The sequence below is a fragment of the Verrucomicrobiia bacterium genome (genome assembly GCA_035460805.1).
In the GTDB taxonomy this organism is placed as follows: Bacteria; Patescibacteriota; UBA1384; order CAILIB01; family CAILIB01; genus DATHWI01.
Genome location: DATHWI010000120.1, coordinates 20,205 through 46,453, shown reverse-complemented (window position 1 = coordinate 46,453; position 26,249 = coordinate 20,205). Strand labels below are relative to the sequence as shown.

Sequence of the window (26,249 nt, the reverse complement as noted above, 5' to 3'; positions counted from 1 at the left end):
AGCCAACTATTGGAAAGGAGGCCAATTGCATCAAGCTGGTCCTGCACCTTCTTCCGGTCATCCGAATCAGTGATTTTATCCAAGAAGTAGTACGTAACCGCTTTGGAGAGGATGCGCTGAGGGTCGTCGGCTACTGTCACGCGCTTACCACTGGAGCGATCAAGTAAGCTCTTGTTCTCGGCGTAATTGAGCATCTCTAGCAACCCGCGGCGAGTGAATACGTACTTTTCCTTGCGTGTGCGACCTATGGTTCCCACGCGTGCCATCTCCTCGATTGTTATCTGGAACTTGGCTAGTCGGGCTAGAAAAATAGGGAGATTCTCAATTTCCGACAACTGGGGATACTCTGGCTCTCGGTCATCTTCTTTGTAAGCAGTGCCGTCTATGGTGACCTGCGGCTGGATACCGTAGACAAGCAGCTTCATCATATCCAGGTAGTCACCCTCGCCAGGGGAAGGAACGTACATGTAGCTGGTCCAGCGGTCTTTATAGGCAGGAGACATGGCTGAACGCCCCGCATAGCTAGCAGGGTTCATGGTGCCAAAAATGCGGAAATTCTCGTGCGTTGGTAGATCTCCTTCTGGGCCGATAGTTGCGCCGCCATTTTCTGAAAGAAAAAGCGAAGGGTCTTTTTCAAGTACGGAGTTCAGGCGCTCTAGGATTTGAGGTTCCGCAAGGTTGATCTCATCTAAGATGAGCCAGGCGCCAGATCTCATAGCTTCCGGCACTACACCGTCTTTCCAGCGCCATTCTGGGATCTCAATCTGCTCGTTATGGGCGATTTTCTGACATTCCAAGAGCGTAAGTGCGCGACCATCTTCCTGGGCGGCAGTAATAATGGCACGTGATTCGTCACCAATGAGATGCTCACTCGCTAGTGCTTGGGAAAACTCTATCTCAAGCCTGCCGTCGTTCGGTACAAACTTACCAATAAGTTCGGAGGTGTCTGTCTGGCCATTAAGGTTGACGCGGATGACATTATGGTTTGACGCCATGGCCAGGTACTCGATGGAGCTGGTCTTAGACGCAGCAGTCTCACCTTCCAGGAGACATGGTTGCTGCAGTTCTACTGCGGTGGCGACCTTCTCGATTGTACGAAGTGTCCGCTCATCTAACATGAAGTGGGTGAAGCGCTCCCGAGACGGCACCCGGGTGCCGCCCTCTTGGTTGTACGGTATCTCGGTGGAGAGGACATAGAGCGTCTCACCGTCTGGGCTAACCTCTAGTGGGCGGGGCTTGCGGGGTTGCTGCTCAGTTTGGTTCTCAACTAAGGGTAAGGGGAGTTCTTGTCCGTCCAATTCTTCCCCACTGCCAAAGTACAGCCGTACCGTATATTTCCCTCCCATTGGGTTGTCCGGTGCACTGTCGTCTATGACCTCCACGTCATAAATCATGCCAGTAACGGGCGGGTCGCTGTCTAGGGAGAGGACAACCAGTTTCCTGTCTGGAGAACTGCTTCGGTACTCAAACTTGTTCGCTCCTTTGGGACGTACTTCAAACGTCACGTCTTGAAGTACGTGTGGCTTTTCAAACCGCTGGGTTGGCTCAATTTCTGCAGATGGCAGAGAAGGGCGTTCAAAGTTGCCTGTACTCATGCGAGGGAACAGACGGATGTAAGTTCTTCCTGCAGGGGAAGGTGGGCATACTGCTCATCCGAAAGGAGGAGAAGTACGGTACCGTTGAACTGGGCTGTGACAGTATCTAGGTTTGAGCGAAGAAATGACAGGAAGGAGGCTTGGGGCTCACTGGAGCAATTAAGGGCAATGGCTTCGCCTTGCCTAAGTGCCGACTCAACAACCGGCCTGGAGAAGGAATGGTCGAAATGGTTCAGTTCTTCTACAGGGATGCCTGCTTCACGAACGTTGCTGTTCACTTCTGGTCGGAAGTGGCCAGGGAAGACAACCGCTCCCAAGGCGACATGGTCGGCGAGGTGGATTGAGGAAAGCCCCTCTAGGTAATCCTGCAATTTTTCCTTCAATGTTTCATCCATATGTAGCTTTAGTGTAGCAGGCGCCGCCTCTGAGCGAAAAGTTTTTACCTCTCTACAGGTAGGGTTAATCCCTGAGGATAGCTAAAAACCCCATAACCCATTGACATTTTAGCGAAAACGTGTTACTATCCCATCATCAAAATGTGGTATGTAAGAGATGGCCCACATCTCGTCTCGTCATCGTAAGTGTTCCCGCGCCTAGCCATGGTGCACTCTGGTAGCCAATCCGGTGGAAGACTGAACATAAGTCCGAATTCACAGCCTCCTTAAATAAGGAGGCTTTTTTCTTTGGTACGCTTCTGGCCGGAGAATAGTACCCTCCATGGGTAACGTCAGCTTTCGAAAAAGCCACGCTCCATAGCTTCTTGACATTTTGGCGAAAAGATGTTAGTATCTCATCATCAAAATTTGATTTAATAATCAAGTTCTGTTGTGCGGGATGCGAATATCCCGCCCTTGTCACTCGTAGGGTTTTCCCCGCACCTAGCCATGGTGCACTCTGGTAGCCAATCCGGTGGAGAACCCAAACTCACAAACATTTCTAGCCCTCCCCGTGTGGGGGGCTTTTTTCGTTAGTATGCTTCTGGCCGGAGAATAATGTCTTCCAGGAGTGCGCCAAGCTGCTCCGCCAATACTTCTGCGCGGATATTGGGAAGGGCAGTAGGGTAGTAATTAGCGACGTGGTCAGTTCCTTCTCCTACGCCAATGCCAACCAAGTGGATATCTTCTTGGCTGCTGATGTGGGCCACAGCCTGCGTCAGTGCTTGGTATGGATCGAGGCGCTCCCCATTTATGGTCCCTCCACCGGTTGGCAACCCGTCTGAGAGGACAAGGAGGAACTTCTTTTTGTTTTGTTGGGCTGCCAGCGATGCGGCTGCCGTCATGAGACAGGGGCCATCGTTATTGCTGCCCGACCTGTTGTTGCCGCCTGGGTTCTCACTTTCGACCTCAAGCGGTATTGAGCCGAGGCTTGTCCTTGAGTTGTCATCTAACTCTGTTTCAAATGACTTAAGGGTGAAGGCTATGTTTTGGTAGCCCGTGACCTCAAACGGGACACCCAGGCGCTCAAGTACTTCAGAGAGTAGGGCTACCGCACGTAATGCCTCATCAACTTTCCTGAGGTGTTTCTTCTCTGGTGGCTTCTCATTGTCATATTCACCGTCATCGTAATAGTCATCATCGTCGTCGTAGCCTGATTGGCTCATGGAGCCTGAAAGGTCGACTAAGATTTCGAATGCATAGTCTTTTGCTTCAGGGGTAATGACTGACTCGAATATCTTGTCGTTTCCTGTGTTTCCTGCGGCTCGCTGGGCTTTCCACCTGAATACGGCGGGAAGGTTAAGTTTGCCGCCACTTGAACGGAGCTTAACGTCCTTTCTAATGTTCGGGTACAGAATCTCGCTCAACCGTGCGTACAGCTCCTCGTCTAGCTCGCGGACCGCCGAGTAGGCTTGTTCATACTCACCTAATGAACCCCCAATTTCTATCGCCTCGAGTGGTTGTGCGAGCCGCTCCCTTTCTTCTTCTGCTTTGCGAATGTCTTCTCTTCGTTTAGCTTCCGTGCGTTCTATTTCATCGACGCGTTTTACCTGTGAGTGGGTGAGGGGTGGGTTTTCGGTAAGGCGGGCATCAAAACCATTTACAATCTCGTCCTCAATCCGTTCCATTTCTTCCGTTGCCTGACGAAGGAGTTCTTCTTGCACCTCGCGTGGCAGCATAGCGAAAATTTCCTTGAGAATTTCAACCAATTCACGGGAAAGTTCCTGCATTTGTTCCCCATCGGCTGTAAGGGCTTCGTCTAGGATCCGCTCGATAGCCTCGGCTGCAGTTTGTGGGATATGGTCAGCATGCTCTTCTTCAAGCAAGTTGCGCTCGGCCTGCTCTTGCCGGTCCTGTTCCATCATTGGCTTAAGGATGGGCCAGAGTTCTCGATATACTATTTGGTACCGCTCAATGGCCTTATTGCGCACTTCCTTCTCACTCGAACCGGGGGCAGGTAGTGTTGATTCAATTTTTCGCACCACGGGATCAATTTTGGCGTAGGCAGCAAGGGCCTCTTCGCTGTAGTAAGCGGCTTTCGCTTCTTCCTCGTGATATCGGTCGAATACAATCAAATCACACAGCTGGGCAAAGCGTGGGGCTTGCGGGAACAGCTTCGAGGTAGGGTCCGGTACTCCCGCCTTGGCAATTAACTCCTTACGGGTAGTGTCCACCCAGGCTCCGGCTCCCTCGTAACGTTCCCGGACCACATGGTCAGTAGGCCGCTCCTCGGCTGCTGCCATTAACGAGTGAAAGCCAAGTTCCTGCATGACCGCCCTGGGTACAAATTCACCATATCGCGTAATAAGTACGTGTCCTGCTTCGTGGGCTGCAGCACCTCGCGCAAAGTCGGGTGAATCCACTATCTGCTCGGGGACACGCACGTGTTGGCGGATTGGCTTACGGCTTACTCGGTCGTATTCCGTATACAGGTACCAAGCATCGTTCGGATCTTTGCCCTCGGCTTGCATCTGGGCTTGTATGTCGGGGGACATCTTAGTGGTGACCACTAAGTCGGGGCGTTCCGAAATTGTTCGAATAATGGATTGGAGGCGTTCGAAAAAGGCACGCTCCTCTTCGGGGGTGCGTACGGCCGTCTCGGCTACCTTACTCTCCTCTGGTGAAGGGGGGATGCGGCTGAATGACTCGTGATCCATGGCATTATTGTATACCAATAGGAGAAATTCAGGCTGTCAGAAACCTGGTTTAAGCCTTGGCTATTTCCCAGAGATTCTCAAATAGCCTCCGCTGAGTGGCGGTGATGGCCTTACTATCTACAATCAGCCCGTGCACAGTCTCACCAAAAGAGATAAACGCTACAGAGTCGCCAAAGATAATGGTATCCGTTTCCAGGTTCATATCTTTTGGTAGGTAGCGAAGTTCCTGCTTTGGCGACCGGTACTGGGAAGAGAGTTCATCCAACTTGGTGCCAAAGGGTACGAGATCCCTGATCTTAATGCCACGGTTGATCTGCTGCTGCACGTACTTGGGAAAATCAGGGTAAAAGGAGTTGATACGGGTGAAATCGCCATATGCATCGATAGACGATGCTTTGAGTAATTCCTGGTAAATAAGGGCAATTTCCTCCTTGCCTTCAAAGAAGCGGGTGGCTGGTTTCTCTTTTGACGGCTTATAGAGTGCAAGGAGCTCGGGGAGGGACTGCTCAACCTCTTTCTGCTGCTGTTCCAAGATGTGCTTAAACCGGCGGGGGTCAGTAGCCTGGTAGTAGCGACGGCCCCGGATCTCCTTATAGATAACCAAGCCTCTGATCTGAAGGTCTTCAAGGATATCGTATGCAGTAGTCCGGTTAATCCCTGCCCGTTGGGCGAGGGGAAGCACGGTAGAAGAGCCGCGCTCCAGGACTGCCTGGTATACAGCGGCTTTCTTTTCACGGAGCCCAAAGCTGGAAAGGAGGCGTTCTATGCTCATATTATATCGTGGATAATTCTCGACAAACTATTAATATTTCTAATTTAGATCTGTTAAATTATACAATAATGTGGCGAGATAGTCAACAAAAACGCATTTATAGAGTTTAATAGCCGCATCACCAAAAAAGGTGAAGGAAAAACATGCTAGTAAACACAAAAACCAATAAGCCCTTAACAATCGTCGACGTCCTCTGGATCGTAACCCGCATCGGGATTTCGACCCTTGTCCTGAACCTCCTTGGTTTTAACCTGTCTTATCTCCAGGTTGTGATCATCACGGTCATAGGAACGGTAAGCCTGACCCACCCCCTGTTCAACGAAAAGGGTGAGTGGATGCCGAGATCCAAAAGAGACGCGTGGTCGGCCTGAGGGTGCAATGAACCCTAACCGAGAGATTGATGAACCCAAAAGGGAGCCAACTGGCTCCCTTTTTTCTTATGCACACTTTTCCCACAGCTCCTCAAACCAACTCTGCATACTGGTGGCGTAATCTGGGGAGGTGGTCACTACACCAAAACTCTCCTTTGCAGTAGTGACTACTACAACCGTATCGCCATAGATGAGGATATTAGCAGGGCTCTTAAACCCGGTAGGGGCGTAACGGACATCCCGCTGCCCCTCTTTACCGGCGGCATACACCGAGTCCTTAGGTTCCTCGCTCTTTACCCTAATGGCGCGGGTCCAGATACCGGCAGCCGCCCGGCGCTTTACCCAATCCTGGAGAAAGCGGGCACCCACCACCTCTTCAATCTGCTTGGTACTTCCTACGTAACAGATTTCTTTTGGCTTGGTGTTGAGCATTTCCTCATAGATGTCCCGCAGCTCTTCACCCTTAAAGATGCGCACCTTTGGCTGGTGGGGCGTGTTTTCGTATAACCGGTTCAGCTCTGGGACAAGTTGGGCAAACGAGGCGCTATGCTCCTTAGCCTGCTCTTCCTTCTCCTTAAACTTAGTAAGGATGTTCCGCGGGGGATACGGAATGTAGTGCTTGCGGCCCCGGCGCTCCAGAATCTCAATGAGGCCCTCTTCTTGGAGCTTCTCTAAGAGGTAGGCCACTGAGGTGCGGGGAAGCTTAACCTTCTCAGCAATAGGGACAATATTGGATTCCCCAAGCTCAAGACAGGCCAGGTACGTACGGGCTTCTTTGGCTCCAAGACCGAGTTTTTTGAGGTATTCAGGTAAATCCACAATGACGAAAGTATTAGTCGTTATTAGAGTACTCTACGCTTATTAACCTAATAAGTCAATAGATAAACGCCTAAACTTATTGACAAAGTAGGCTCTGTGAGCTATAATGCTGCTCGTTGAAGTGTGAGAAGCGAAAGCAGACCGCACTACAGCACATGAACTTTGAAGATTGGGTAGCGGCCGGCGCTAGGAGAATGAAAGATATGAGAATTTTGGTTATTGATGATAGATTCGCCGACGTCGCCGCTACCGCCCTGATCGGGCTTGGCCATCAGGTCGTAACTGCCACCTCTTATGAGGAAGGTAAGGCGCGACTGGAGGAGGGAGGGGTCGATCTCGCAATGATCGACATTCACCTTCCGAAGGGCCAGGCTAGCATTCTCGAAATGCGTCGCTTGTGGCTGGGAATCTTGAAGGCAGCAGAGAAGACGTCCTATAAGGACAACTTCTACAGCTCATTCGAGATTGCTAGGGCTCACTCAGAGGAGGAGCCCAGCGGTGTTCTTTTGGCTCAAAAAGCCAAAGAACAGGGAGTTCCCTACATCCACTGTACAAGTGAAGGCCACCATGCCGAGAGGCTGGAGTGCGTTTGTGTGTACTTGGGGTGGGAGACTCCACTCTATGAGGGGGCGGACGGGAAGCACATCTCCCATGGGTACGAGCATACTGAGGAGGTGCGGATGCAGCCGGACTACAGGAAGGAAAGAGTTGAGTACTGGCTTGCCGCCTTTCAACAGGCGTGTAAACAGGTGCTCAAGCTTCCCGCCTGAGGGATCCCTCATAGGGCTGCTAGCTAGCTCGCTGACCGAGAACGGTCACTTCTTATCTGGCTTTACTCCTTGTGGGGTAGAGCCTGAACTAGAGGGAAACCTCCGAAATTTTACAGGGTTGCGGCCGACGCTAGGAGATGGAAACTATTATGAAACGAACTCAAGAAGAAATTCTCGCTACCTTTCCTGTCTTAGCTGGCCTGCCTGAGAACACCCAGAAATGGGTAGAGTCTCTGGAGAAGCACAGTGCGTCTCACCCGCGGTCCCGTCACCTGACCTTCTATAAGGAGTCGGTCATCTCCATTCTCTTGCACCGCTCGGCGGTAACGGAGAAGGAGACGCTGATAGTCCTGACGGATGTCAGCGTGTACGGGGGATCCGGTGGAATAGAGGGCAGAAATGTCGTCTATGCCCTCGGGTCTCCGGGCGGCGAGCTTGCGGGCACCTGTAAGCACTCCCGAGAGTATCCATGGCTCACCCATGTGTACCGGAGTGCTCATGGGAGCGGAATGGGGGAGTTGCTCCTTGAGGTGGTGGATTTCTGTCCACTTACCAAAGAAGGGCGATCCTGTGTTCTTTTCCGGGCTTTGTCGGAGAAGAGGATGGTGCTGTACCCCCGGATAGGGCTGTATCTCTTCGGAGATCAGGCCTTTCCGGAGGAGGTTCCTTCATCCCCCCGCAAGGTTGAGCCTGAGTACGAGCTGGTGATGCTCTAGACTCGCTGACCGAGAACGGTTCGGTGGTTAATTCCCGCCGCGAAGTCGACAGCTAAGAAACGACAGAATTACTCGCAATCGGTGCGAGGGAGAAAGGGCTTTCTGTATGTATGTGCCTTTATCTAAACCGACCTTCTTATCCGGCTTCACTCAACGAGTGGAGCCTGAACTAGAGGGAAACTACCATTCCTTCAACAATCGCTGCGGACGCGTATGAGCGTGGGGTGCTACAAACCACCCAAGGGACAGCTGCGAGATCCTGTGGGAGCCGTGCACGGCCCCAGGAATCCCCCAGGTAGTCCTCCATGCGCGTAAAGCCATGTGGGAGATTACCAAGTTTGTTCACTTGCAACCGTGCATGTGGAGTGGCTCGCCCTCGTCCTGCGGGACGAGGGAGTCACGGCTGACAGCCACATCGTCTTAAAAGATTGCAGAATACCAAAGAGCCCCATACGGGGCCCTTTTTCGCTATGCCCCCAAACCTTTAAAACGTCTGGCCAACCTGTACAGCAAAACCTCCTTTTGATACTCTGCCGGTGGCAAAGGATGCCGGAGGTGGTAAAAGATGACAAAGGCTATAGGCGTAACCAGGTCGCGGGCCAAGAACAACGAGGGATCATGCCGGCAGGTGATGTCGGGAAGGCGCGCAGGCAAGTGGCGTGTGCAGTACATTGTGAAAGATGGGGAAAAATCCAAACGGATCTCCCGCCTCTTTGACAATGAATCCCAAGGCCTCAGGTTCTTGGCTGGTACGCGCGACGCCGCAAAAGTGGGCAAGGTTTCGCGCACTGCAGAGCTTCTCCATCAGTTAGGGGCAAAACGGGTAGAGGCACTGACAGGTGCTTTCAAGGAAAACCCGGACATCTCCAGGGAAGAGTTAGAGAATATCCTCTGGGACCTACTGGAGAGTAACTAGGTTGAATATCACATAGACCAGGCCTGTGGGCCTGGTCTTTTTCTTATCCCAACCTAGCTTAGGTAGCAGGATGGAGCTTCTTCATATCCTCAAAAGATGTGGCGATAAGCGTCTCCAAAACATCCATATCGATATCGGCAAGCTTGTTAATGTAGAGGCACCCGCCCTGGCTTGTCTTGTGCTTGCCCAACTTGCCCAGCAAGTCCGTATAGTTCTCAAACCCGGACATGATGTAGAGCGTAAGCTTGTCTTTCCTGGGGGAGAAACCGGTTAAAAACCAGTCGCCTTCCTGGCGGCTTTTCTCAGATTTGTAGTGGTACTGGCCGTAGCCAATAATGCTGGTGCCCCAAATCTTGGGGCTTTCGCCGGTTATGCGGGCAAACACTTCCAAGAGGGTAGTGCCGTCGGCCCGCTTCTTCTCGTCTTCCACTGTTTGGATAAAGCGTTCTACACTTGCATCGCTCACAACGGTTTTAATAGTGCCCATGGGAAGTATGCTGATATGACGTGTGCGCCTAATATACCAGCTTTATGGGAAGGGGGTAGGTACGGGCGACACTCAAAAAGAAAAAGCCTTGTCGTCTCGGACAAGGCTTAGGGGGAGCGTGCATGGTGGCAGTTCAACCTGCAGTGGGCATCATATTGGCCGCAATTTTTTGGTAGTCATCATCGCTGAGGGGGCTGCCTGATTCACTCTCGGCTTGGTCAGACAACCGCTGGAGAAAGCGGGGGTTATCGCTAACGCGTGGCCCCATCTCATCCCTGTCCCAGTCGGGGTCTCCACCTAGTGGTGAAGAAAAAGCTAGGTTAATCCGTTTCCGCCAATACTCATTCATGGCTTTATTAAGGCAGAACGCCTCCTCTGATGCTAGCTTTGTGCCACTTGGACAAGTAAGGCTTGTCCAGCTTCTGTTACCCTCACTATATGGAGCGTAGGTTGCATGGGTTCAGCCTAGCAAGATAGGGGGACAAAGAAAAACGAGCGCCATTGGGCGCCCGTTGTTTACCAGGAAGGTTCTGTTGTGAGGAGGAACTGCGGAGCTACGAACGGAATGTTGTGCTCGGTGCAGAACTGTTCCAGAGTGGTGGACCACTCAGGCTTGGCCTCCAGCTTTTGCCTAAGTTCCAGGGTGTCCCATGTCTCTATGGACTGCCAGGATTCCTCCACTACGAGGGCGTAGCATCGGCAATCTGACGTGCCATGGGACATGATCATTACAGGGCATTTGGCCGTATGGGGTATGTTCTGGACCATTTCGATCCAGGGGAACTTGGCGTACTCGTCTGTGGACTTGTTAGGGCCACGGAATTCATCGTCACCGTGTTCGTCTCGGATCCTGAACCCATATGCCAAATCTGCGCTGCAAGGGGGTGCTGCCACTAGGGCCGCTCCCGTGCGTTATCCATCACGCTAAACATGAGCAGGATAGTAGCATGTTCAAGCCTATTTGTCAATCTGATAAGAGTAGGAAAACTTGCTCTTGGAGCATCTTATCCCTATAAAACAGGTATGGCTCCGGCACGACGGAGAAGGAGAATTACGTGATTACTCTGCAGGAGCAGGAACAGTGTTTTGACATTATTAAGGGGATGTTTGCGGCGCACGGGGTGCCGCTTTGCCCTCAACTCTCACCCGCTACGCCAACAGAAAACGTTTCGCCTTCCGTACTGCTTTTCCGCGAGGTGCTGACGGAAGAGAGAGGGGAGCCAGACTTCCTTATGGCCCAACTGGAAGACCTGCCCACCTTAAATGTGACAGAGGCGCCAAAGCGCGAGCCAATCGTAATTCAACCTGAAAAGGCGATGGCGCTCTTCCTGGACTGTGAAGAAAAACTGGATGCCATTGGCGTCTATCCTCACGGTTTTGAGTTCCGAAACTCCCTATGGATGCACCTGGAGGACTTTGCCAAGTGGGGCGGGTACGGGTTTCCAGACAAGCCGTCTTGGAATGGCTGGAGGGATATTCCTCCCAAAGGCGTCCAGGGTGATCCGGATGGCGAATGGGTCACGCCCTGGGTAAACCGGGCGGCCTAGGTTCTGAGGTGTCACACACGTGTGGCACCTTTTTCTTTTGGCTCTAGGATTGACAAATCGCCTCTAAGGTGGTAGTATCCCTCGGACAAAGAAAAAGGATGCGGTAGAGCCTTCTGGATACGAGTAGACACCACTAATGTCTAACGTAATCCGAATTTTCTTGTCACATCGGGGTTTTGGGTCCTTGGGTAACTCAGTCGAGTTCTTGGTTGGAGAGGCTTCGTCTCTTTGGCTGGGTAACTGGATTGAGGTCTCGGAACGGGAGTCAGGCTACTTTGAGATTGTTGGTAACAACATGACAGAGAAGAATGGCGACTGGATCGTAGACAGCACTGCCCTCGGGTTCGGGGAATGGGATAGTGAAGTGGTTGATCTCGATGCTGGAAACAGCGACGAGTCTCAATGCTTCGGCATATCGAGCCACCTTTGGTGGAACGATGTGGATCTCACCCCTGAGTACATCAGGGCTCCCAATCTTCAGCGGTTAAGAGAAGCTCTTGAGCACGTAGCGTTTTGCGCATGGTGCCCTGGAGATATCTAGCTGTTGAGTTACGGCCACCGGGAATTCTCCCGGTGGTCTTTTGTATTGCTGGGTTGGGATGGCTACGGCATTAATCATTAGCACCCAGGTACGTTACCTGAGATTTTTTATATCCTAGAGCCTCTTTCTCATTGACAAAAGAGGCAAAATAGTGTATAACCACGGTGTGATTTTGAAAAGGATTATCCTCTTTGGGACGACCATCCAGTGTCGTCCAGATTCCACCATCAGCGTTTCCGTTGGTATGACCAAGTATGGTTACGGCATGGACGCGGCCGATGGCCGGCTCCAGAGCCAGCCTCACATGGCATTCAACGAGTACCGGCTTATCTGCACCACGCAGATCAATGACCAGAAACTTCGGCACGAGATGGTCCTGGCTCACTCTGGACGGCCACCCCTTGGGGGCGGCGAGAAGGAAGAAGTCCTCCGACCGGAATTGGCGGATTTGATTGCCGCCCGCCACGAGGAAGGAAAGCTTCCTGAAGAGCTGCAGTCGCTCATCGCCGACATTGTTCTTAACGGAATCAACGTTGGCGGACTGAACCAGGACACCTTTCTGGAGAGGGCGGCAACCTACATCACAAGGGAGTCCGCAGTCTATGCGCCCCAGTGATTGGTAAGAAGACTATGGAAGGGCCCAATGGGCCCTTCTTTTTATGTGCTAATCAGCCCATTACGCATTCCTCATTTTCCTGATATACACTTAACGTATGGATAAGCGCACTGAGCAGGGCTCAATGTAAGCTACCAAAAGGAGTAGGGGATGTTCAGGTGGATAACAAAAGGGTACGCAGCCTTTCTGCGTGTACGTGCCTCCTTTGGCATTGGCAGGCCTAAGGAGCGGATGGTAATGGCGGGTTCCGTTTACGACGGGCTTTCCAAATCTGATCTGCTGAAAATTCAGAACTCACCGCAGGCTAAGGCTTTCCGGCAGAGACTGAGAGAGCTGTAGGAAGATTACCTAACGGGTAAATCTATGAGGGGGCCACATGGCCCTCTCTTTTAGTTGCTGCTTTGTTACTATCCACCAAATAAATGGGATAATACCGGTATGAACTCTCCTTTTACCTACAGGCGCGTTGACACCCTCCCGGACCTTACCGGCCTCATTGAGCTCTACAAAGAGGTTTTTGAATTGTCTAATTTTATCCTGCCACCCTCGGCCCATATACAATCCCTTCTGGAAAACCCTGAGATTGTCTTCTTGGCTGCATACCACGAGGGTCGTATAGTAGGCGGACTGACTGCTTATGTGTTGCCGTCCGTATACGCGGAGAAGCATGAGATGTACCTGTACGATTTGGCTATCCTCACGAGTCATCAGCGGAAAGGAATTGGCCGGCAACTCCTGGAGGAGTTAAAAAACCACGCCCGCGGCCTCAATGTTTCAGAGATATACGTGCAAGCTGACATTGTGGACGATGGGGCACTGGCGTTTTACCGTGCCACAGGCGGGATAGAGGAAGATGTCCGGCACTTTGGTTACAAGGTGTAAGCATGCTAGGTCGTACCCACCAAATCGTTGGCCTCACTGCCGGGTTGGCGACCTATCTCTCCCTAGCGCCCCCGCATTACCAACCTGCCACGTTTGCGGCGGTCTTGGTGACCTCGCACCTCTTGGCCTTACTGCCAGATGTAGACCAGCCACTGACAGATTTTTGGCGGGTAATTCCCACGGGTAGGTACTTAGGGAAAGTTGCCGCACTCTTTTTGGATCATCGCAACCTTACCCACTCGCTTCTGGGTTGTGCCTTGGTATGGTATGGCCTGACATTCCTAGGGAATTCGGCACCAGTGGGGTGGGGGATAGACATGGGACTGGTCCGGGCAGCGGGAATGGCGGCATACGTAAGTCACCTTGTTGCCGACATGGTGACTGTCCAGGGTATTCCGCTCCTCTTTCCGGGTCAGCGGATGTTTGGCATCCCGCCCCGCCCTTTTGAGGGTGTGCGGATCATTACCGGGAAGTGGTTTGAGAACTTGGTGGTTTTTCCGCTTTCTAATCTCGCATTCCTAGTGCTTCTTGCCCTGAAGTGGGAGCAGGTGAAGCTACTCCTCTTCCCCTAAGGGATGGCTACCAGAGCCCGTACTCATTGACCCAGACCTAGCTTACTGGTATAAACCCTTTGACCCACAGGAGGTGTCCATTGAGTTCTGTTCCACTCACTTTCCCGGCCAATAGCATTGGCTTACAGCGAGGGACCGTGTTACGGGGTTCGCATCCTGCCGTTGGCCAGCTTGGCCTAGAAGTAGGCCAGGAGGTGCCGATTGGGTACGATGGCGAGTACGTCCGCTGCGGGCCGTTTACCTGGTCCATTGACCAGCTTGTCCAAGAGGTCGGGGGCGGCATCTGGGAGATAACCGGCGAGGTGGTAAACCTGGCCGACCCAAAGATACTCAACTGGTTCGAAATTATGGTTGAGGGCAAAAAGGTTGCGCCCCTGGCGGCGTCCACCTAGGGAATACCCAAACCTTAAGAGGGCTTACACGCCCTCTTTTTTATATGCCTATGAAAAAGGGAGCACAGAGTGCTCCCTTGGGGTTGATCATCTTTCGCTGCGGCTGGCCAAGTAGGCGGCCTCAGGGATTTCGCTCCCTTCCTTGATTCCTTCTGGGTCCCAGACAAAGGCATGGTTCCGCCAGAACTCTTCGCTTTCCGAAGTGCGTCTCTTTGACTCGGGTTCCGCTGGGGCGTGCGGCCCTAAGTAGCAGTCGAGCAGGTTTGCATGTTCAAGGTTGTTCGCCACCTTCAGGATGAGGGTAATTTGGCGCGTGGGTACTGCCTGCTTGTTCCGGACGAAACGGCTAGGCCATTCCCTTCCTACTCGCCAGGCGTAAAAGATTTCGTCACCCTCCTGCGTCTCAACGACACGGAGGCTCCCCAGTACCCGGGGAAGCTCTACGGTAAGGCGGTGAGTACCAGGGGTGTACACCTCAACGCGGTCAAAGGCCTCCTTAAGGTGTGGTTTGATTTGACGTGCAATGTGCTGGCCGTGTGCCCGGCCGTTAATCCTGAGACTAAGGTGAACTTTCTGACCTGATTTTGAAATGTATACGATGAGCCTGCCTCCTTAGAGCATGGTTTCAAATGCGGATGCAGAGTAGCAAAAAGGGCTAAAAAGCACAATGAGGCGGCACCCCATAAACGCTAGTGGATAGCTAAGGTGCTTAACCAGGTTTAGGTACTTTACAAAATCTGGGATATGTGCTAGTATTTGCGCTCGCGGAAAAAAACCGCGGAGGAGACTGATTGGAACCTTTACAGTTACCGTTTGCGCAAGTGGTGCAACATGTCGAGTACAACGTGGGTTGGCCCTGGTATGCCTTCCTGGCAGCCTGTCTGGCCGTCTACGCCTTCGTCGAGTGGAAGCACACAAAGTCTGATCACGAGATAGGCTTTGCTGAAGCGGTACGATGGTCGGTTATCTACTTGATCGCCGGGCTCGCCTTCAGCATTCCCATCTTCCTGCTTATCGGCAGCCAAGCCGGCGGCGAGTATCTGGCCGCCATGGCCATCGAGAAAGCGTTGAGCATGGACAACCTGTTCATCATTTCGCTCATCTTCGGAAGCTTCAAAGTAGCTCCGGAGCTGTATCGGCGGATGTTGAACTACGGTATTGCCGGCGCTATCATCTTCCGGTTGATCTTTATCCTCGTCGGTCTCGAGGCGCTCAAGCGCTACGAGTGGATCGGCGTCATCTTCGGCCTTATCCTCATTCGCGCCGCTTGGAAAGCATTCCAGGAAGCGAGAGGTGGAGACGAGCTGGAAGAAGAGATCGAGTTCACTGACAAGTGGCTTTGGAAGATGATCTCCAAGTGGCTGCCAGTTCACCACGAATTTGATGGCCACAAGTTGGTCACCAAGGTGAACGGCAAGAAGGTGCTGACGCTGATGGCAGCGATTATCATCCTCATCGAATGTACGGACCTAATCTTCGCGGTCGATTCGGTGCCTGCCGTGCTTGCGATTAGCCCTGACCGGTTCATCGCGTACAGCAGCAACGTCTTCGCCATCCTCGGTTTGCGCGCCCTCTTCTTTGTCTACCAATCGGTAGCAGCTAAGTTCTGGGCGTTGAGCTGGGGCCTGACCGGCGTTCTCGGATGGATCGGCTTCAAAATGGTCGCGTCGCCCTTCGGCTTTCACGTCGGAGCGGCAGTCAGCTTGGCCGTTCTGGCCGTCTTCCTGGGTGGTAGCATCATCGTTTCGGCGATGTTCCCGCGCCAGCCCGAAGAAGAAATGCCGGTGATCGAGATCGAGACGGCGGAAACGCTGGCCTTTGATCCCGCTCTCGACGAGCTGGAAGTCGCACCTACTGCGGTCGAACCTGAACCCGCTCCCGTCAAGGGAGCGTAAGTCCCGATGCCGCCACCCTCACAAGGGGTGGCGGTTTTTCTTTGCCCTGAAAATGAGGGGTCAGTATGCTATAGTCCAGCTATGAAAAAGGAGACTGAAAGCCCCGACGGTCTCAAGGATTTAGCTCTTGAGAGGCGGTAAGAATAAAAAATGACTAGCCTTACCCTGAAAGATAAGCAGGTACTTTCCGGCGATATTTGCCTCTTTACCTTTCATAAGCCCCATGGCTTTCAATGGATTGCGGGACAGCATGTAGTGGTATTTTTGGATCACCCAAACCCAGATGACAAGGGGATTACCCGCGCCCTAAGTATGGTGACGGCATCACAAGAAAAGGATATCCAGTTCATCACCCATGCGTCTGAGGTGGGGAGTACATTTAAGCGGGCGCTCCGTAGCCTCCCCGTTGGGGGAACGGTCCAAGTAACCCCTGCGCAGGGACACTTTACGTATCATGACAGCCCAAACCCCGCATTATTTGTAGCGGGAGGCGTGGGTATAGGCGCTATTAGGTCACTTTTGGCGGACCTTGATCTATCCGGAAAACCCATTAAGGGTAGGTTGCAGTACTACGTGACAGATGGCCCTATTCCCTTCAAAGAGTATTTAGAAGAACTAGGGCAAAGACACGCTGGCCTCTCGGTGCAGTATGTGGAAATGCAATCATTACATGAACAGGGTGGAATAAAAGAGGTTGAAAGCCAGCATGACGTAGAAATATACTTTTCTGCTGTCTACTCTCAAGAACTCATTTCTTCTGCGGGGATAAGCAGGGAGATAGAGCGTCTCCGCGACTTGGCGGGCCCGGTACGAAATGAAGCAGAACTACTGCTTCATGCATCTCAGTTGCTGAAGTAGCTCTACCTCTGGCTACCTAGAGGAGGTGACAACCTGCGGCCAAAAACTCCCTAGCTTCTGCCATTTCCTTTTCTCTGCCTGTCTTTTGCCAAAAGAAAAATTTCCAATGGGCACTGAGGACGATAGCCGCCTGCAAAACCTTTTCGTCCACCTCAGCTTTTTCAAAGTAACCCTCTTTTATGCGCATAGCCTGCTCCGCAAAGCCGCTGCAGTGCATGTTAAAGATGGTGCGGGCAATATCCATTACCCCATAGTTCAGGGTGGGGTCAGGGTCTATAACCGTGAGAGGGGTGGTTGCCAAAAGGTTGGGTGGGGTGAAATCGAAATGACAAAAAGTACTTTCTGGATGCTGTTCAGAGTAGGCCACCAGCATATTAATTACCTTGGCAATTGGCCCGTGCTCAGACCGTAAAAGACCCTGGTTTTGAATTGTGGTAACCCGCTTTTGGGTACTGTCACTGAAAAGCCAGCCTTCAAAGGTGTCGTACTGCGGCTTGCCATTGGCTATCCGGCCAAAACCCGACCCCTGGGTGGTGTGCATTTGCGCCAGGGTATGCCCCATGTCGCGCCACACAGTTTCAGGGGCGGTACCGCCAGCAATTGCATCTTCTAATACAGGTGCTTCCACAAATTCCATGAGAAGGTAGGGGTGATCTCCCAACCTGCCATCTCCGTACACGTGCGGCGTCTTTACGCCTGCGGCTTCCCATTTTTTCAGGAACAATGCCTCCGCCTCACCCATGGTGTGGGAGAGAGGTACTTTGAGCACGTATTTTTTTCCATCACACTCCACAAAGCACACTAACGATGACACTCCGGTCTGGGCAAACTCCACTGATAATTCTTTTCCTTCAAAAAGGCTTTCCTCTTCGAGGAAGCGCTCCACCTTCGGTACAAGGGCAAGCCTGCGGGCGTTAAACTCTTGATCGGCTTCATGCTCTAAGAGCCTCGGTGTGTTCTTGAAGTGTATCCGCTCAGAGGGAGGGGTAGTGCTGTTTTCCATTGCTCCAAGTATAGCAAAGGGGTGCTCTGATATACTTACTGCATGAACCAGCGCGAAGTCCCAAAACCCTCTATCCCAGCTCCCGAACAAATGGAAGTTGAGCGTTTTGGTGAGAATGATGACCAATATATTGTGGGGCAGCGCCTTCCATTGGTTGAGGAGTTTGTGGGCCTGTTCCAGGAGAAGGGCTTAGAGCGGGAGGCGGAAGCCTACAGGGTGGTGGCCGACTTTGCCGCTGAAGTGCAGGCACGGGGCGGAGCAGCCTTCTTGGTGGGTGGCTGTGTCCGCGACCACTTGGCGGGAAAGGTCCCGAAAGATTTTGACATCGAAGTGTTTGGCTTGGAGGCTGAAGAGGTTGGGGAAGTAGCGGCGCAATTTGGCGAGGTTAGCGAGGTGGGGAAGGCCTTTGGTATCCGCAAGCTGTTTACCGAGCAGGGCTTTGACCTGGACATCTCCCTTCCGCGCACAGATTCCAAGACAGGTGACGGACACACGGACGTGGAGGTTACCGTTGACCCCTTCATGAGCATCAAAGAGGCAGCACGCCGCAGGGATTTCACCATCAACACCCTTTGCGCCAACCCGCTGACCGGCGACATTTATGACCCGCATGGTGGGGTGAAGGATCTGGAAGAAAAAATACTGCGCGTTACCGATGCGGAACTTTTTGCCGATGACCCCCTTCGCGTTATGCGCGGCATTCAGTTTGTGGGGCGCTTTGACCTGGCCATAGACCCTGAGAGCTATGAAGTGATGCGTGACATGGTTCCTCACCTCAAGCACCTGTCCCGTGAACGGTTTGTGGCAGAGTGGCAAAAACTGCTCTTAAAGTCCGAAGTGCCCTCCAAGGGGTTAAAAATGGCCATGGAAATGGGTATTTTCCATGAAACATACCCAGATTTCCCACCGCTTGCGGAGACTGAGCAAGACCCAGAGTTTCACCCTGAAGGGGATGTGTGGACCCACACCCTGATGGTGGTCGACAAGGGCGCCGAAGGCATTAAGAAAAGGGGTACTGATCCGGAGAAGGCGTTTACCGTAATTTTGGCAGACCTTTGTCACGACCTTGGGAAACCCGCCACTACGGAGCATATAGATGGCCACATCAGGGCGTTGGGGCATGAGGCGGCGGGTGTGGAACCTACTGAGCGGTTCCTGGACTCCATTGGGATAGTTGGCAAAGGCAATATTCAGCGCCAAAAGGTGCTTAACTTGGTACGCGACCACATGATGCCTCACCAGCTCTATAAAACAGAGGTGGAGCACGGGAACGCGATAGGCAAAGGTGCTATCCGCCGGTTAGCGGCACGGATCTACCCAGCTACCATGGAAGAGTTGGTAATGGTGGCCGAAGCCGATTACTTGGGCAGGGGTCCATTCCCTGATGGGGAAGGGAACCTGAAGATGCCTGACGATTTCTCCGCCGGACCTTGGCTCATGGAGCGCGCCAGAGAAGTGGATGTGGAGCAGGGCAAGCCTGCCGACCTGCTTATGGGTAGGGAGTTGGTTGAGATAGGGTACCAACCAGGGAAGAGCTTTAAGGATATCCTAAGGCTGGCTAACGAACTGCGCGATACCTTGGATTACGACCACGATGACGTGATGGGCATCCTCCGGGAAAGCCCACAGAAAGATGCCATTGAGACACTGGAGCTAGCCCTGGAGCGGGGTTGGCGCCCTAAGCTGGCTGGAAATAAAGAGTAATTATGTGTTTTTCTCCTGAAGCCAGCTTTACCGCTGGTGTTGTACTAAGCGCTGCAGGTTTGTATGCCATGCGTCAGACCAAGCGCCGCTCGGCCCTGCTCTTTGCGGCAATCCCGCTGGTTTTTGGGCTGCAGCAGCTGGCAGAGGGCGTAGTCTGGATCACTTTTGGCCAGGGGCAGCTTCATGCCTGTGCCACCACTACCTACCTGGTCTTTGCTAAGGCAGCATGGCCTTTACTGGTGCCCCTTGCCGTGTACTTCTTGGAAACAAACTTCAAACGGAGAAAGCTTATCCTTCCGCTTGTCGTCCTTGGCGCCGCTACTTCGGCCTACCTTTTGTGGCATGTCCTGAGATATCCGTTTACTGCACATATCGTGGGGCCTGGGCTAGGGTACTATGCTTCGGAACCGTACCCCTTTACCCCCGCCCCCTTTTATTTCCTGGCCACCAGTTTTGCCCTGCTTCTCTCAAGTAGGAAGGTGGTGAACGCCTTGGGGATAGCCACCTTTGTGGCTGCAGCCATTGCCGCGTACCTCTATACACAAAGCTTCCTCTCTACCTGGTGCTTTTTTTCGGCGCTGCTCAGTATTTTTGTACTGGTCCAAGTGCGAAGGGAATCGGGTAAGGGCAAGTAGTTTCTTTTTGGAAGAACCCCTCTGGAAGCTTGATACCCTGACCCCTTTTTGATAGGGTGCGCTGAGTTATTGCAGTTTCACAACTTGAAACTGAAGGAGAAGGATTGTGTCGAATGTTCTTCAACAGGATGCGGAGGAAGAACTCCGTTCATTTTTAGGGGATTACCCCTTGCTCTCCGAGGATAAACCCAAAGAGAGCACTACCCGTGTAAAGCTGCCTCCGCTGATCATCCTGCCGTTTTACACGTTAGGGATCACGTTGGCCGCCATGATTGCGTTCGTTGTACTGCTTATTGCCGCCCTCCGCGACGGCATCATGTGGACAATCAAACAACGCGTGTACCGGAACCAACTTCAAATGTACTACTCGGTGGGCGATATCTGGCGACAGTATCTGCTCCACTTCAAGGTGTATTTCTTGAGTTGGAAGTTCTCGGCGGCGGCAAAAGCCAACCGGGGATATGTCGATGTCCCAACTGACTGGTTGTTTGTACCGCTCCAAAAGGCGGGACACTCGGCCGTCGAGGTCTATCGGCGAATTACCTGGGACCCAGGCGAGCTTCTTGCTGCGGCTTGGTTTGCCTTGGTGGTCACTCCGTATGCGCTTTTTACCTGGGCCCTCATCTCCATGTTGGTCATTGGGACCCCCGTGATTGTCACGCAGGTACATCCCAATGCTAAACCTGTCGTGACTGCGCCCGTTACCCCGCCGGCTTACCAGCCAACGGAAACACAGGTGCAAGAGAAGGACTTTGGCCCCTGGCTAACCTATGAACAGGGAATGGCTTTGAGCGGCAAGCCTCATGTGAACAACATGGCGCTTTTGACCGACACGGGAACCCCCCGTTATTCGGCCAAGTGGACGGTAAGCCCCGCGGATCCATCGTGGACCCAGTCGGCGAGCTTTTACGTTACCAGCCACCAGGCCAAGGGCAGCTCGGTGACGTTTGAGGATGATACGGCAAACCCGTCAACCTTCCACCTGAACGTTAACCAACCGTTCAGTTTTGAGAACAAGATCGCCCTCATCTTCCGGATCGATGAACACGGCCAGCTTTGGCAGGCCCTTAAGAGTGACGTCAAGCTTATCCCGTTGAAAGACGGGTGGCAGGGGGCTGCGCCTAACAGTCAGCTCAGTAGGTAGAACGATGAAAAAGAAATTGCTTTCCCAAATAGGAATACTAGGAGTCATCGCTTTGGCGATGGTTGGCTGCGCATGCGGCAAAGACAATAGGTTGGAAACGTCGTTTACCAAAGCAGAACGGGTGTATGCCAAGAGTCTGCTCAAAGTGACCGTCGAACCCGAGAACACCTTTCCCGACCTCACCTCCACCCAAATCACCCACGTCTCGCACGAGATGGCGGTTGCCAAGGGCTTGGAGGCAATGCAAACGGTGGACGTGGCTGATGCGAAAGCAATCGGCTACGATTTCCCAATTTCCAGCGTCTGGGAGCCGGAACAGTACACCGAACAGATGGTGGACGGCCACCAGTACTACATAGCGCTGCTTGGCTTTACCAATAAGGACCAGGCTGCCTACGACCAGCTCAAGGGCATTTGCCCCGGCATTGTGGTGGTGGACGCGCAGGACCCTAACAAGCCTGCCCAAGTCCGCCTGCGCAACGCCAAAGGCAGGCCGTACCAGATCAAACTGCACTACAGGGACTCGTATTTTGACCAACGGTACATCATGCGGTTCCTCTACAACAGTTGCAATATCGACGTATCGGGCCAGGACAAGCGTTCCCGGCTCTACATCGACGACATTCTGCCGGAGGTGGAAGACGGGACGTGGGACATTTACTACATTGGCACGTACAACGAGGCGCATATCAGCGCTGGCAGTACGAACAACTACTACTTCCCAACCGTCAAAAACGCGTTTGTCATAAATGCGGAGGACGACAAACCCGAAGACCTAGTGAAGTGTGACCCTAAGGATGTGCCAAAGTGGGCAGACCGGGTCTACTCAAAGGACCTGGTTACCCAGTACATCAACGCCTGGGGTTACAACCCGGAAAACTGGGGCCTGTGGTCTGAGAAAGGCCGCATGGTGCTAGACCCGCACGGCTTGGAAGTCCTGCCCAATGCGGCCGGCACCGAGCTGGAATATGTTGGCATTATGACCAGTGCCCAGCGCGACAACAGTGCTTACGGTGTCATTACCGTTTCCACCCGGACCCTCAAGGCTCACTACTACCCGCTATCGGGCAAGTACAGCTTTACTACGCCGTCGCAGGTGACCCAGGTCATCAACGATGCGCTTGAGTGGAAGGGTTACCATGTCGAGGATATGACGCTGCACCTGCTCTACGGGCACCTCACTTGGGTGGGAAGCCTGGTGATGCACGTTGAATTCCCTGCACGGGAAGAGAACGAGGAAACCATCACTGGCGCAACCTACGCTGGATGCGTGCTTATGCAGGCTCTACCTGATGCCAACATCGACGATGTGGTGTGGGACGAGCAGGTGGCTGGTGCGTACAACAAGTACGAACACCATGTTTTCCGTCACATCACCACCAACGTGGGTTCGACCGCCCTGGTTGAGACTCCTGCCGACGGAGTGATCTCGGAAATGCCCAAGTATCCCATTAGGGATGATGAAGGGACACACTTCTACTTCAAGCTTGCCGGGGAGAAGTATAAGCACATGACTTTTCATCTGGAGATGTTGAGCGCATACGACCCGGATGTGATGGACATCATCTTTACCCAGGTTGGCCACCGCGTCAGCTTCACGTATGGTGATACCCGCAACTCGCCGACGAACTTCGTCAAACACTTCAAAAATCTCACCAACCCGGTCAGGTGACCGGCTTCCGGTGACGGTGCATTTCTGCCGCGGCTTACGTACAAACGTAGGCTGCGGTTTTTTTAAAACAAAAAAGCCCTGCCAGAAGTTCTGGCAGGGCTGGTAGTTCGCACGTGGTCAGTCGCCGTTCAGTTCGGCGTTCTGCCGCTGTACGTTTGGCGTTACCATGCGATCCGCGGGCTGGATCTCTTCCTTAGGAGGCATGCATCCCAGGGGAGCGAGACAGGCAACGACGAGAAGGGCGAGCAGGAGGGTTTTCTTCATGTATTTCTCCAAGGCCAATGCCAGACTGTTATAGGGAAATATATGCTTTATGTCAAGGGCTGGCGCTTAAAAAACAGCCTCCAGGACTTGTTATTCTGGGAATTTTTACAAGAAACACACTTGCCCGCCTTTCTGTTTCACGAAACCCTGTGTTACCGTGGGGGTGAAAATGGAACACTTAACAAATAGGCCGGTCAGAGGAATCGGCATCGACATGGGACACGTCATCATGGATGGGGCTAATGACGGCTCCGATACGGACTTTCTGCGCGGTCCCAATTACCTGAACGCGCGGGAAACCCGCAATTGCTTTCCCGTACTACGGGAACTTGTAGCCAAGTATGGCGCACCACATGTGGCGATAGTCTCAAAGTGTGGCAGGGGGACGCAGCAACGTACTTTGGAGTGGTTGGATCACAATAAGGTCTACGCCCAGACTGGGATCCTGCCGGCTAACGTGTACTTTTGCCGCATGGTAGAAGAAAAGGGGCCCATTTGCTTGAAGCTTGGCCTGGATGTATTCATAGACGACCGCCTGAAGGTTCTTTACCACATCCACAAGGTGGACCCGGGGGTTTTACAGATCCTGTTTGGGAACCAAGAACGGGATCGCAGGGAATTTGCGCACCACCTAAGCCGGGTCAGACATGCCCTTGATTGGGATGAAGTAGGGGAAATTCTCCTCTAATACCTGGCCGCTTGCCATGCAGGCGGTTTTTTTATTTTCTCCATTTCCCTTACTATAACGGTATGCATACAGCAGAACGGGGAGTGATCGAGGCGCCAACGCCAAAAAAGGAAGCAGCCCCCGTTTTTGAGGTAATTACTGTCGCGCGGATTGAAGAGCTGAAGGAGGGTCTCACCGAGCGTACCGGCGTTGATTTCCGGGAACTGCCTGTAGACGTGGTACGGCAAGGCGATGCGATATTTGATTGCCTGGAGGCACAGATCAAGCTGCAGCAGAAGGTCCCATGGCCTACCTTGGAGCCGCTTCTTCTGGGGCGGGGATATGTTTTTCATGCCTACGACGAGGACTCCGCAGCAGTCATCAGGGCTATCGCGGAGGAGCAGGGGGTAGAAATGGATGGCAAGCTGCCCGGTTTTGCTTACAACCTGGGAGGCCAGCACATAGTCTACCTATGTCCACCAGAAGACCACGCGGCAACGTTGGCAGCCAGCTACGCTAAGAAGGAAGGCGTAGAAGAGGGGGTAGTACCGGAGAACGCGCAGCCTTTCCTTAAGGACTTGGCCGAGAAGTATTTCTTTCACGAAGTAGGCCACACAGTGCATCTCTCCCTTCTTAATGACAATGCACGGAAATGGTGGGATGACTTTGTCTTTTCCTTCCCCGACTTAGTGGAGCGGGTGAGGGAGGTGCAGAAGGACAAATTTCCAGATCCTAGCATGGTGAGGGTGTCGGATGAGGCGTTTGCCGACCTATTCGGTGCAGAGGTGGCATATGGGAAGGGGAAGAGCCGGCTAGGCTCCCACCCTGATGCGGAGGAAGGATTGCAGCTTCTCCTTAAGCACTACGGGTTCAGCTTGTAGCCTCTAACCTGATTGACAAAACCCCTGTAGTGTGGTACATTTCTGCACGTCTTTGCTACTCCTCTGCGGATCGTCCACAGAAAGAGGGCTTGAGAACCTGAACATGCTGCTTGGAGGTGGCGTTAATGAGTTCGTATTCGAGAAGAGGTGTTACGGTTACCATCAACCCTCCCGAGGAAAAGAAAAGAAGGAACTGGGTTGCAGAATCTATCGCCGCACTCTTGTCGGTTGCGCTAATCGAGCTCATCTGGCCCGACTTCATCCCCTTCTCGTACTTCGAGCTCTGGGGGATCAAGGAGGGGACGGTGTTGGACTGGTTGCAGGCCGGCGTGCCGGTCTTCATTTGGGGAGCAGCCCTTGCTGCCCTCTACTCGATCTTCACCCGCAATAACCCGAAGGTGAACGCCCGGGCGGAACAACACTTCGTGGCGGGCGCCTTTACTAGCCTGAGAGCCGGTATTTTTGAAGAGATAGGGTTCCGGTGGATCCTCTTCATGAACGGCATCGTGGTGGTCGAGATTACCAATTACTTCCTAGGTGGGTTCGCCGGCCTTACGGGCCTTACGAAGTGGCTTCATCTCCACTTCTTCGGACCAATCGCCAATGGGTTCACGCTTGGCTACCTGGAGGAATACCTGGTGAAGCCGGAGGTCTGGTACCTTGGTGCCGCTATCCTTGTTACCAACGCCTTCTTCCGGGACGGCCACAAGTACCAGGGATTCGTCGGATGGGTCAATAGCTGGTTCGGCGGTATGTACCTGTTCTGGATCATGTTCCAGTTCGGGCTGCCGGCGGCCATCCTGGTTCACTTCGTTTACAACTTCATCATCGACGTAGTCCGCTACGTCGACATGGTCGCGGAGCGGAAGTTCGACCTGGCACGCGCGTAGCATGATCGTTGTTACTGGGCACCCCTTAGGGGGTGCCCTTTTCTTTTGCTATTGTGAGGACACATTATTAAACATAATTTAAAACGAAATGGGAAAGATTACCCCGTTCCTCTGGTTCGATGACAACGCCGAAGAGGCAATGAACTTTTACCTTTCCGTCTTCAAGGATGGGGAAGTGGGCAGTATCATGCCTGGCCCCGGCGGAAAGGCCATGTCCGTCACCTTCACGCTGCGCGGGCAAGAATTTATGGCCCTCAATGCAGGCCCAATGTATACATTCAACGAAGCGGTATCGTTCTTTGTAAGCTGTGACACGCAGGAAGAGGTGGATGACCTTTGGTCCAAGCTTACTGCCGATGGCGGTGAGGAGTCCCGTTGCGGCTGGCTGAAGGATAAGTTCGGTTTGTCGTGGCAGATCATCCCCAAGGCTTTGGGTGAATACCTTGGCGCGGAAGACCGTGAGAAGGCCGGGCGTGCCATTCAGGCCATGATGGGCATGAAAAAAATTGAAGTGGCAGAGCTGAAACGCGCATTTGACGGGGAATAACC

The 26,249-nt window shown here is 52.9% G+C and carries 32 protein-coding genes; 22 read left to right on the top strand and 10 right to left on the bottom strand.

Translation table 11 applies throughout. From position 1 onward, the window contains the following. The 4 genes from VLA04_05405 to VLA04_05390 all read right to left on the bottom strand — a co-directional run. Positions 1-1,595: AAA family ATPase (locus VLA04_05405; GenBank protein ID HSI21105.1), on the bottom strand; the 1,595-nt coding region annotated here is incomplete at its 3' end. Continuing rightward, positions 1,592-1,990, bottom strand: coding sequence for a hypothetical protein (locus tag VLA04_05400; GenBank protein ID HSI21104.1), 399 nt, complete (start codon positions 1,988-1,990; stop codon positions 1,592-1,594). The genes VLA04_05400 and VLA04_05405, both read right to left, overlap by 4 nt. 572 nt (positions 1,991-2,562) lie before the next feature. Then, positions 2,563-4,686 carry a hypothetical protein gene (locus VLA04_05395; protein ID HSI21103.1) on the bottom strand — a complete coding sequence of 708 codons (2,124 nt, stop codon included), beginning with the start codon at positions 4,684-4,686 and terminating at the stop codon, positions 2,563-2,565. Between the two features lie 49 nt (positions 4,687-4,735). Continuing rightward, entirely contained in the window at positions 4,736-5,458 is a 723-nt protein-coding gene (locus VLA04_05390; protein HSI21102.1) for a helix-turn-helix domain-containing protein, read from the bottom strand. A 143-nt stretch (positions 5,459-5,601) separates the two neighbouring features. Here VLA04_05390 and VLA04_05385 point away from each other — a divergent pair, with 143 nt between their 5' ends. Next, the gene (locus tag VLA04_05385; GenBank protein HSI21101.1) at positions 5,602-5,829 is read left to right on the top strand and encodes a hypothetical protein; all 228 of its coding nucleotides are present in this window, start codon (positions 5,602-5,604) and stop codon (positions 5,827-5,829) included. A gap of 66 nt (positions 5,830-5,895) precedes the next feature. Here the strand turns inward: VLA04_05385 and VLA04_05380 are convergent, their stop codons facing one another. Next, positions 5,896-6,648: a helix-turn-helix domain-containing protein gene (locus tag VLA04_05380; GenBank protein HSI21100.1), complete on the bottom strand. Its 753-nt coding sequence runs from the start codon at positions 6,646-6,648 to the stop codon at positions 5,896-5,898. Between the two features lie 155 nt (positions 6,649-6,803). Here VLA04_05380 and VLA04_05375 point away from each other — a divergent pair, with 155 nt between their 5' ends. The 3 genes from VLA04_05375 (at position 6,804) to VLA04_05365 (ending at position 9,050) form a co-directional block, all read left to right on the top strand. Then, positions 6,804-7,418: a response regulator gene (locus tag VLA04_05375; GenBank protein ID HSI21099.1), complete on the top strand. Its 615-nt coding sequence runs from the start codon at positions 6,804-6,806 to the stop codon at positions 7,416-7,418. Between the two features lie 149 nt (positions 7,419-7,567). Then, on the top strand, positions 7,568-8,134 hold the full coding sequence (locus VLA04_05370) for a hypothetical protein (protein HSI21098.1): 567 nt from the start codon (positions 7,568-7,570) through the stop codon (positions 8,132-8,134). Between the two features lie 565 nt (positions 8,135-8,699). Beyond that, positions 8,700-9,050: a hypothetical protein gene (locus VLA04_05365; protein ID HSI21097.1), complete on the top strand. Its 351-nt coding sequence runs from the start codon at positions 8,700-8,702 to the stop codon at positions 9,048-9,050. Between the two features lie 58 nt (positions 9,051-9,108). On the opposite strand, the gene VLA04_05360 is transcribed toward VLA04_05365, so the two are convergent. The 3 genes from VLA04_05360 to VLA04_05350 all read right to left on the bottom strand — a co-directional run bounded on the left by VLA04_05360 (position 9,109) and on the right by VLA04_05350 (position 10,431). Beyond that, a complete protein-coding gene (locus VLA04_05360) occupies positions 9,109-9,537 on the bottom strand; it encodes a DUF1801 domain-containing protein (protein ID HSI21096.1) in 429 nt (142 codons plus the stop codon). Between the two features lie 133 nt (positions 9,538-9,670). After that, complete coding sequence (locus VLA04_05355; protein ID HSI21095.1) at positions 9,671-9,886, bottom strand: hypothetical protein; 216 nt, start codon at positions 9,884-9,886, stop codon at positions 9,671-9,673. Between the two features lie 167 nt (positions 9,887-10,053). Continuing rightward, positions 10,054-10,431 carry a hypothetical protein gene (locus tag VLA04_05350; GenBank protein ID HSI21094.1) on the bottom strand — a complete coding sequence of 126 codons (378 nt, stop codon included), beginning with the start codon at positions 10,429-10,431 and terminating at the stop codon, positions 10,054-10,056. A 161-nt stretch (positions 10,432-10,592) separates the two neighbouring features. On the opposite strand from VLA04_05350, the gene VLA04_05345 reads away from it, so the two are divergent. From VLA04_05345 to VLA04_05300, 10 genes are all read left to right on the top strand, one after another. After that, positions 10,593-11,084 (top strand): hypothetical protein, encoded by a 492-nt coding sequence (locus tag VLA04_05345; GenBank protein HSI21093.1) that lies wholly within the window; start codon positions 10,593-10,595, stop codon positions 11,082-11,084. Positions 11,085-11,220: 136 nt separating this feature from the next. Continuing rightward, positions 11,221-11,625, top strand: coding sequence for a hypothetical protein (locus VLA04_05340; GenBank protein HSI21092.1), 405 nt, complete (start codon positions 11,221-11,223; stop codon positions 11,623-11,625). 172 nt (positions 11,626-11,797) lie between these two features. Next, complete coding sequence (locus VLA04_05335) at positions 11,798-12,241, top strand: hypothetical protein (GenBank protein HSI21091.1); 444 nt, start codon at positions 11,798-11,800, stop codon at positions 12,239-12,241. Positions 12,242-12,391: 150 nt separating this feature from the next. Beyond that, entirely contained in the window at positions 12,392-12,580 is a 189-nt protein-coding gene (locus VLA04_05330; GenBank protein HSI21090.1) for a hypothetical protein, read from the top strand. 99 nt (positions 12,581-12,679) lie between these two features. Beyond that, the gene (locus VLA04_05325; protein HSI21089.1) at positions 12,680-13,123 is read left to right on the top strand and encodes a GNAT family N-acetyltransferase; all 444 of its coding nucleotides are present in this window, start codon (positions 12,680-12,682) and stop codon (positions 13,121-13,123) included. A 2-nt stretch (positions 13,124-13,125) separates the two neighbouring features. Beyond that, complete coding sequence (locus VLA04_05320) at positions 13,126-13,695, top strand: metal-dependent hydrolase (protein HSI21088.1); 570 nt, start codon at positions 13,126-13,128, stop codon at positions 13,693-13,695. An 80-nt stretch (positions 13,696-13,775) separates the two neighbouring features. Beyond that, positions 13,776-14,087, top strand: coding sequence for a hypothetical protein (locus tag VLA04_05315; GenBank protein ID HSI21087.1), 312 nt, complete (start codon positions 13,776-13,778; stop codon positions 14,085-14,087). 267 nt (positions 14,088-14,354) lie between these two features. Next, a complete protein-coding gene (locus VLA04_05310) occupies positions 14,355-14,669 on the top strand; it encodes a hypothetical protein (GenBank protein HSI21086.1) in 315 nt (104 codons plus the stop codon). A gap of 209 nt (positions 14,670-14,878) precedes the next feature. Further along, the gene (locus tag VLA04_05305) at positions 14,879-15,982 is read left to right on the top strand and encodes a TerC/Alx family metal homeostasis membrane protein (protein ID HSI21085.1); all 1,104 of its coding nucleotides are present in this window, start codon (positions 14,879-14,881) and stop codon (positions 15,980-15,982) included. Between the two features lie 150 nt (positions 15,983-16,132). Continuing rightward, entirely contained in the window at positions 16,133-16,840 is a 708-nt protein-coding gene (locus VLA04_05300; GenBank protein ID HSI21084.1) for an FAD-dependent oxidoreductase, read from the top strand. A gap of 16 nt (positions 16,841-16,856) precedes the next feature. On the opposite strand, the gene VLA04_05295 is transcribed toward VLA04_05300, so the two are convergent. Then, entirely contained in the window at positions 16,857-17,843 is a 987-nt protein-coding gene (locus VLA04_05295; protein HSI21083.1) for an aminoglycoside phosphotransferase family protein, read from the bottom strand. A gap of 42 nt (positions 17,844-17,885) precedes the next feature. Here VLA04_05295 and VLA04_05290 point away from each other — a divergent pair, with 42 nt between their 5' ends. The 4 genes from VLA04_05290 (at position 17,886) to VLA04_05275 (ending at position 22,998) form a co-directional block, all read left to right on the top strand. Further along, positions 17,886-19,547, top strand: coding sequence for an HD domain-containing protein (locus tag VLA04_05290; GenBank protein HSI21082.1), 1,662 nt, complete (start codon positions 17,886-17,888; stop codon positions 19,545-19,547). Positions 19,548-19,549: 2 nt separating this feature from the next. Beyond that, positions 19,550-20,182 carry a DUF6629 family protein gene (locus VLA04_05285; protein HSI21081.1) on the top strand — a complete coding sequence of 211 codons (633 nt, stop codon included), beginning with the start codon at positions 19,550-19,552 and terminating at the stop codon, positions 20,180-20,182. 106 nt (positions 20,183-20,288) lie between these two features. Beyond that, positions 20,289-21,326, top strand: a complete 1,038-nt coding sequence (locus tag VLA04_05280; protein ID HSI21080.1) for a hypothetical protein — start codon at positions 20,289-20,291, stop codon at positions 21,324-21,326. Between the two features lie 4 nt (positions 21,327-21,330). After that, the gene (locus VLA04_05275; protein HSI21079.1) at positions 21,331-22,998 is read left to right on the top strand and encodes a hypothetical protein; all 1,668 of its coding nucleotides are present in this window, start codon (positions 21,331-21,333) and stop codon (positions 22,996-22,998) included. 117 nt (positions 22,999-23,115) lie between these two features. Here the strand turns inward: VLA04_05275 and VLA04_05270 are convergent, their stop codons facing one another. Beyond that, positions 23,116-23,262, bottom strand: coding sequence for a hypothetical protein (locus VLA04_05270; protein HSI21078.1), 147 nt, complete (start codon positions 23,260-23,262; stop codon positions 23,116-23,118). Between the two features lie 169 nt (positions 23,263-23,431). Between VLA04_05270 and VLA04_05265 the strand changes: the two genes are divergently transcribed. From VLA04_05265 to VLA04_05250, 4 genes are all read left to right on the top strand, one after another. Next, positions 23,432-23,950 (top strand): hypothetical protein, encoded by a 519-nt coding sequence (locus VLA04_05265; protein ID HSI21077.1) that lies wholly within the window; start codon positions 23,432-23,434, stop codon positions 23,948-23,950. A gap of 62 nt (positions 23,951-24,012) precedes the next feature. Next, positions 24,013-24,810, top strand: coding sequence for a hypothetical protein (locus tag VLA04_05260; GenBank protein HSI21076.1), 798 nt, complete (start codon positions 24,013-24,015; stop codon positions 24,808-24,810). Positions 24,811-24,935: 125 nt separating this feature from the next. Beyond that, positions 24,936-25,700 carry a CPBP family glutamic-type intramembrane protease gene (locus VLA04_05255; protein ID HSI21075.1) on the top strand — a complete coding sequence of 255 codons (765 nt, stop codon included), beginning with the start codon at positions 24,936-24,938 and terminating at the stop codon, positions 25,698-25,700. An 88-nt stretch (positions 25,701-25,788) separates the two neighbouring features. Further along, positions 25,789-26,247 (top strand): VOC family protein, encoded by a 459-nt coding sequence (locus VLA04_05250; protein HSI21074.1) that lies wholly within the window; start codon positions 25,789-25,791, stop codon positions 26,245-26,247. Positions 26,248-26,249: the final 2 nt, after the last annotated feature.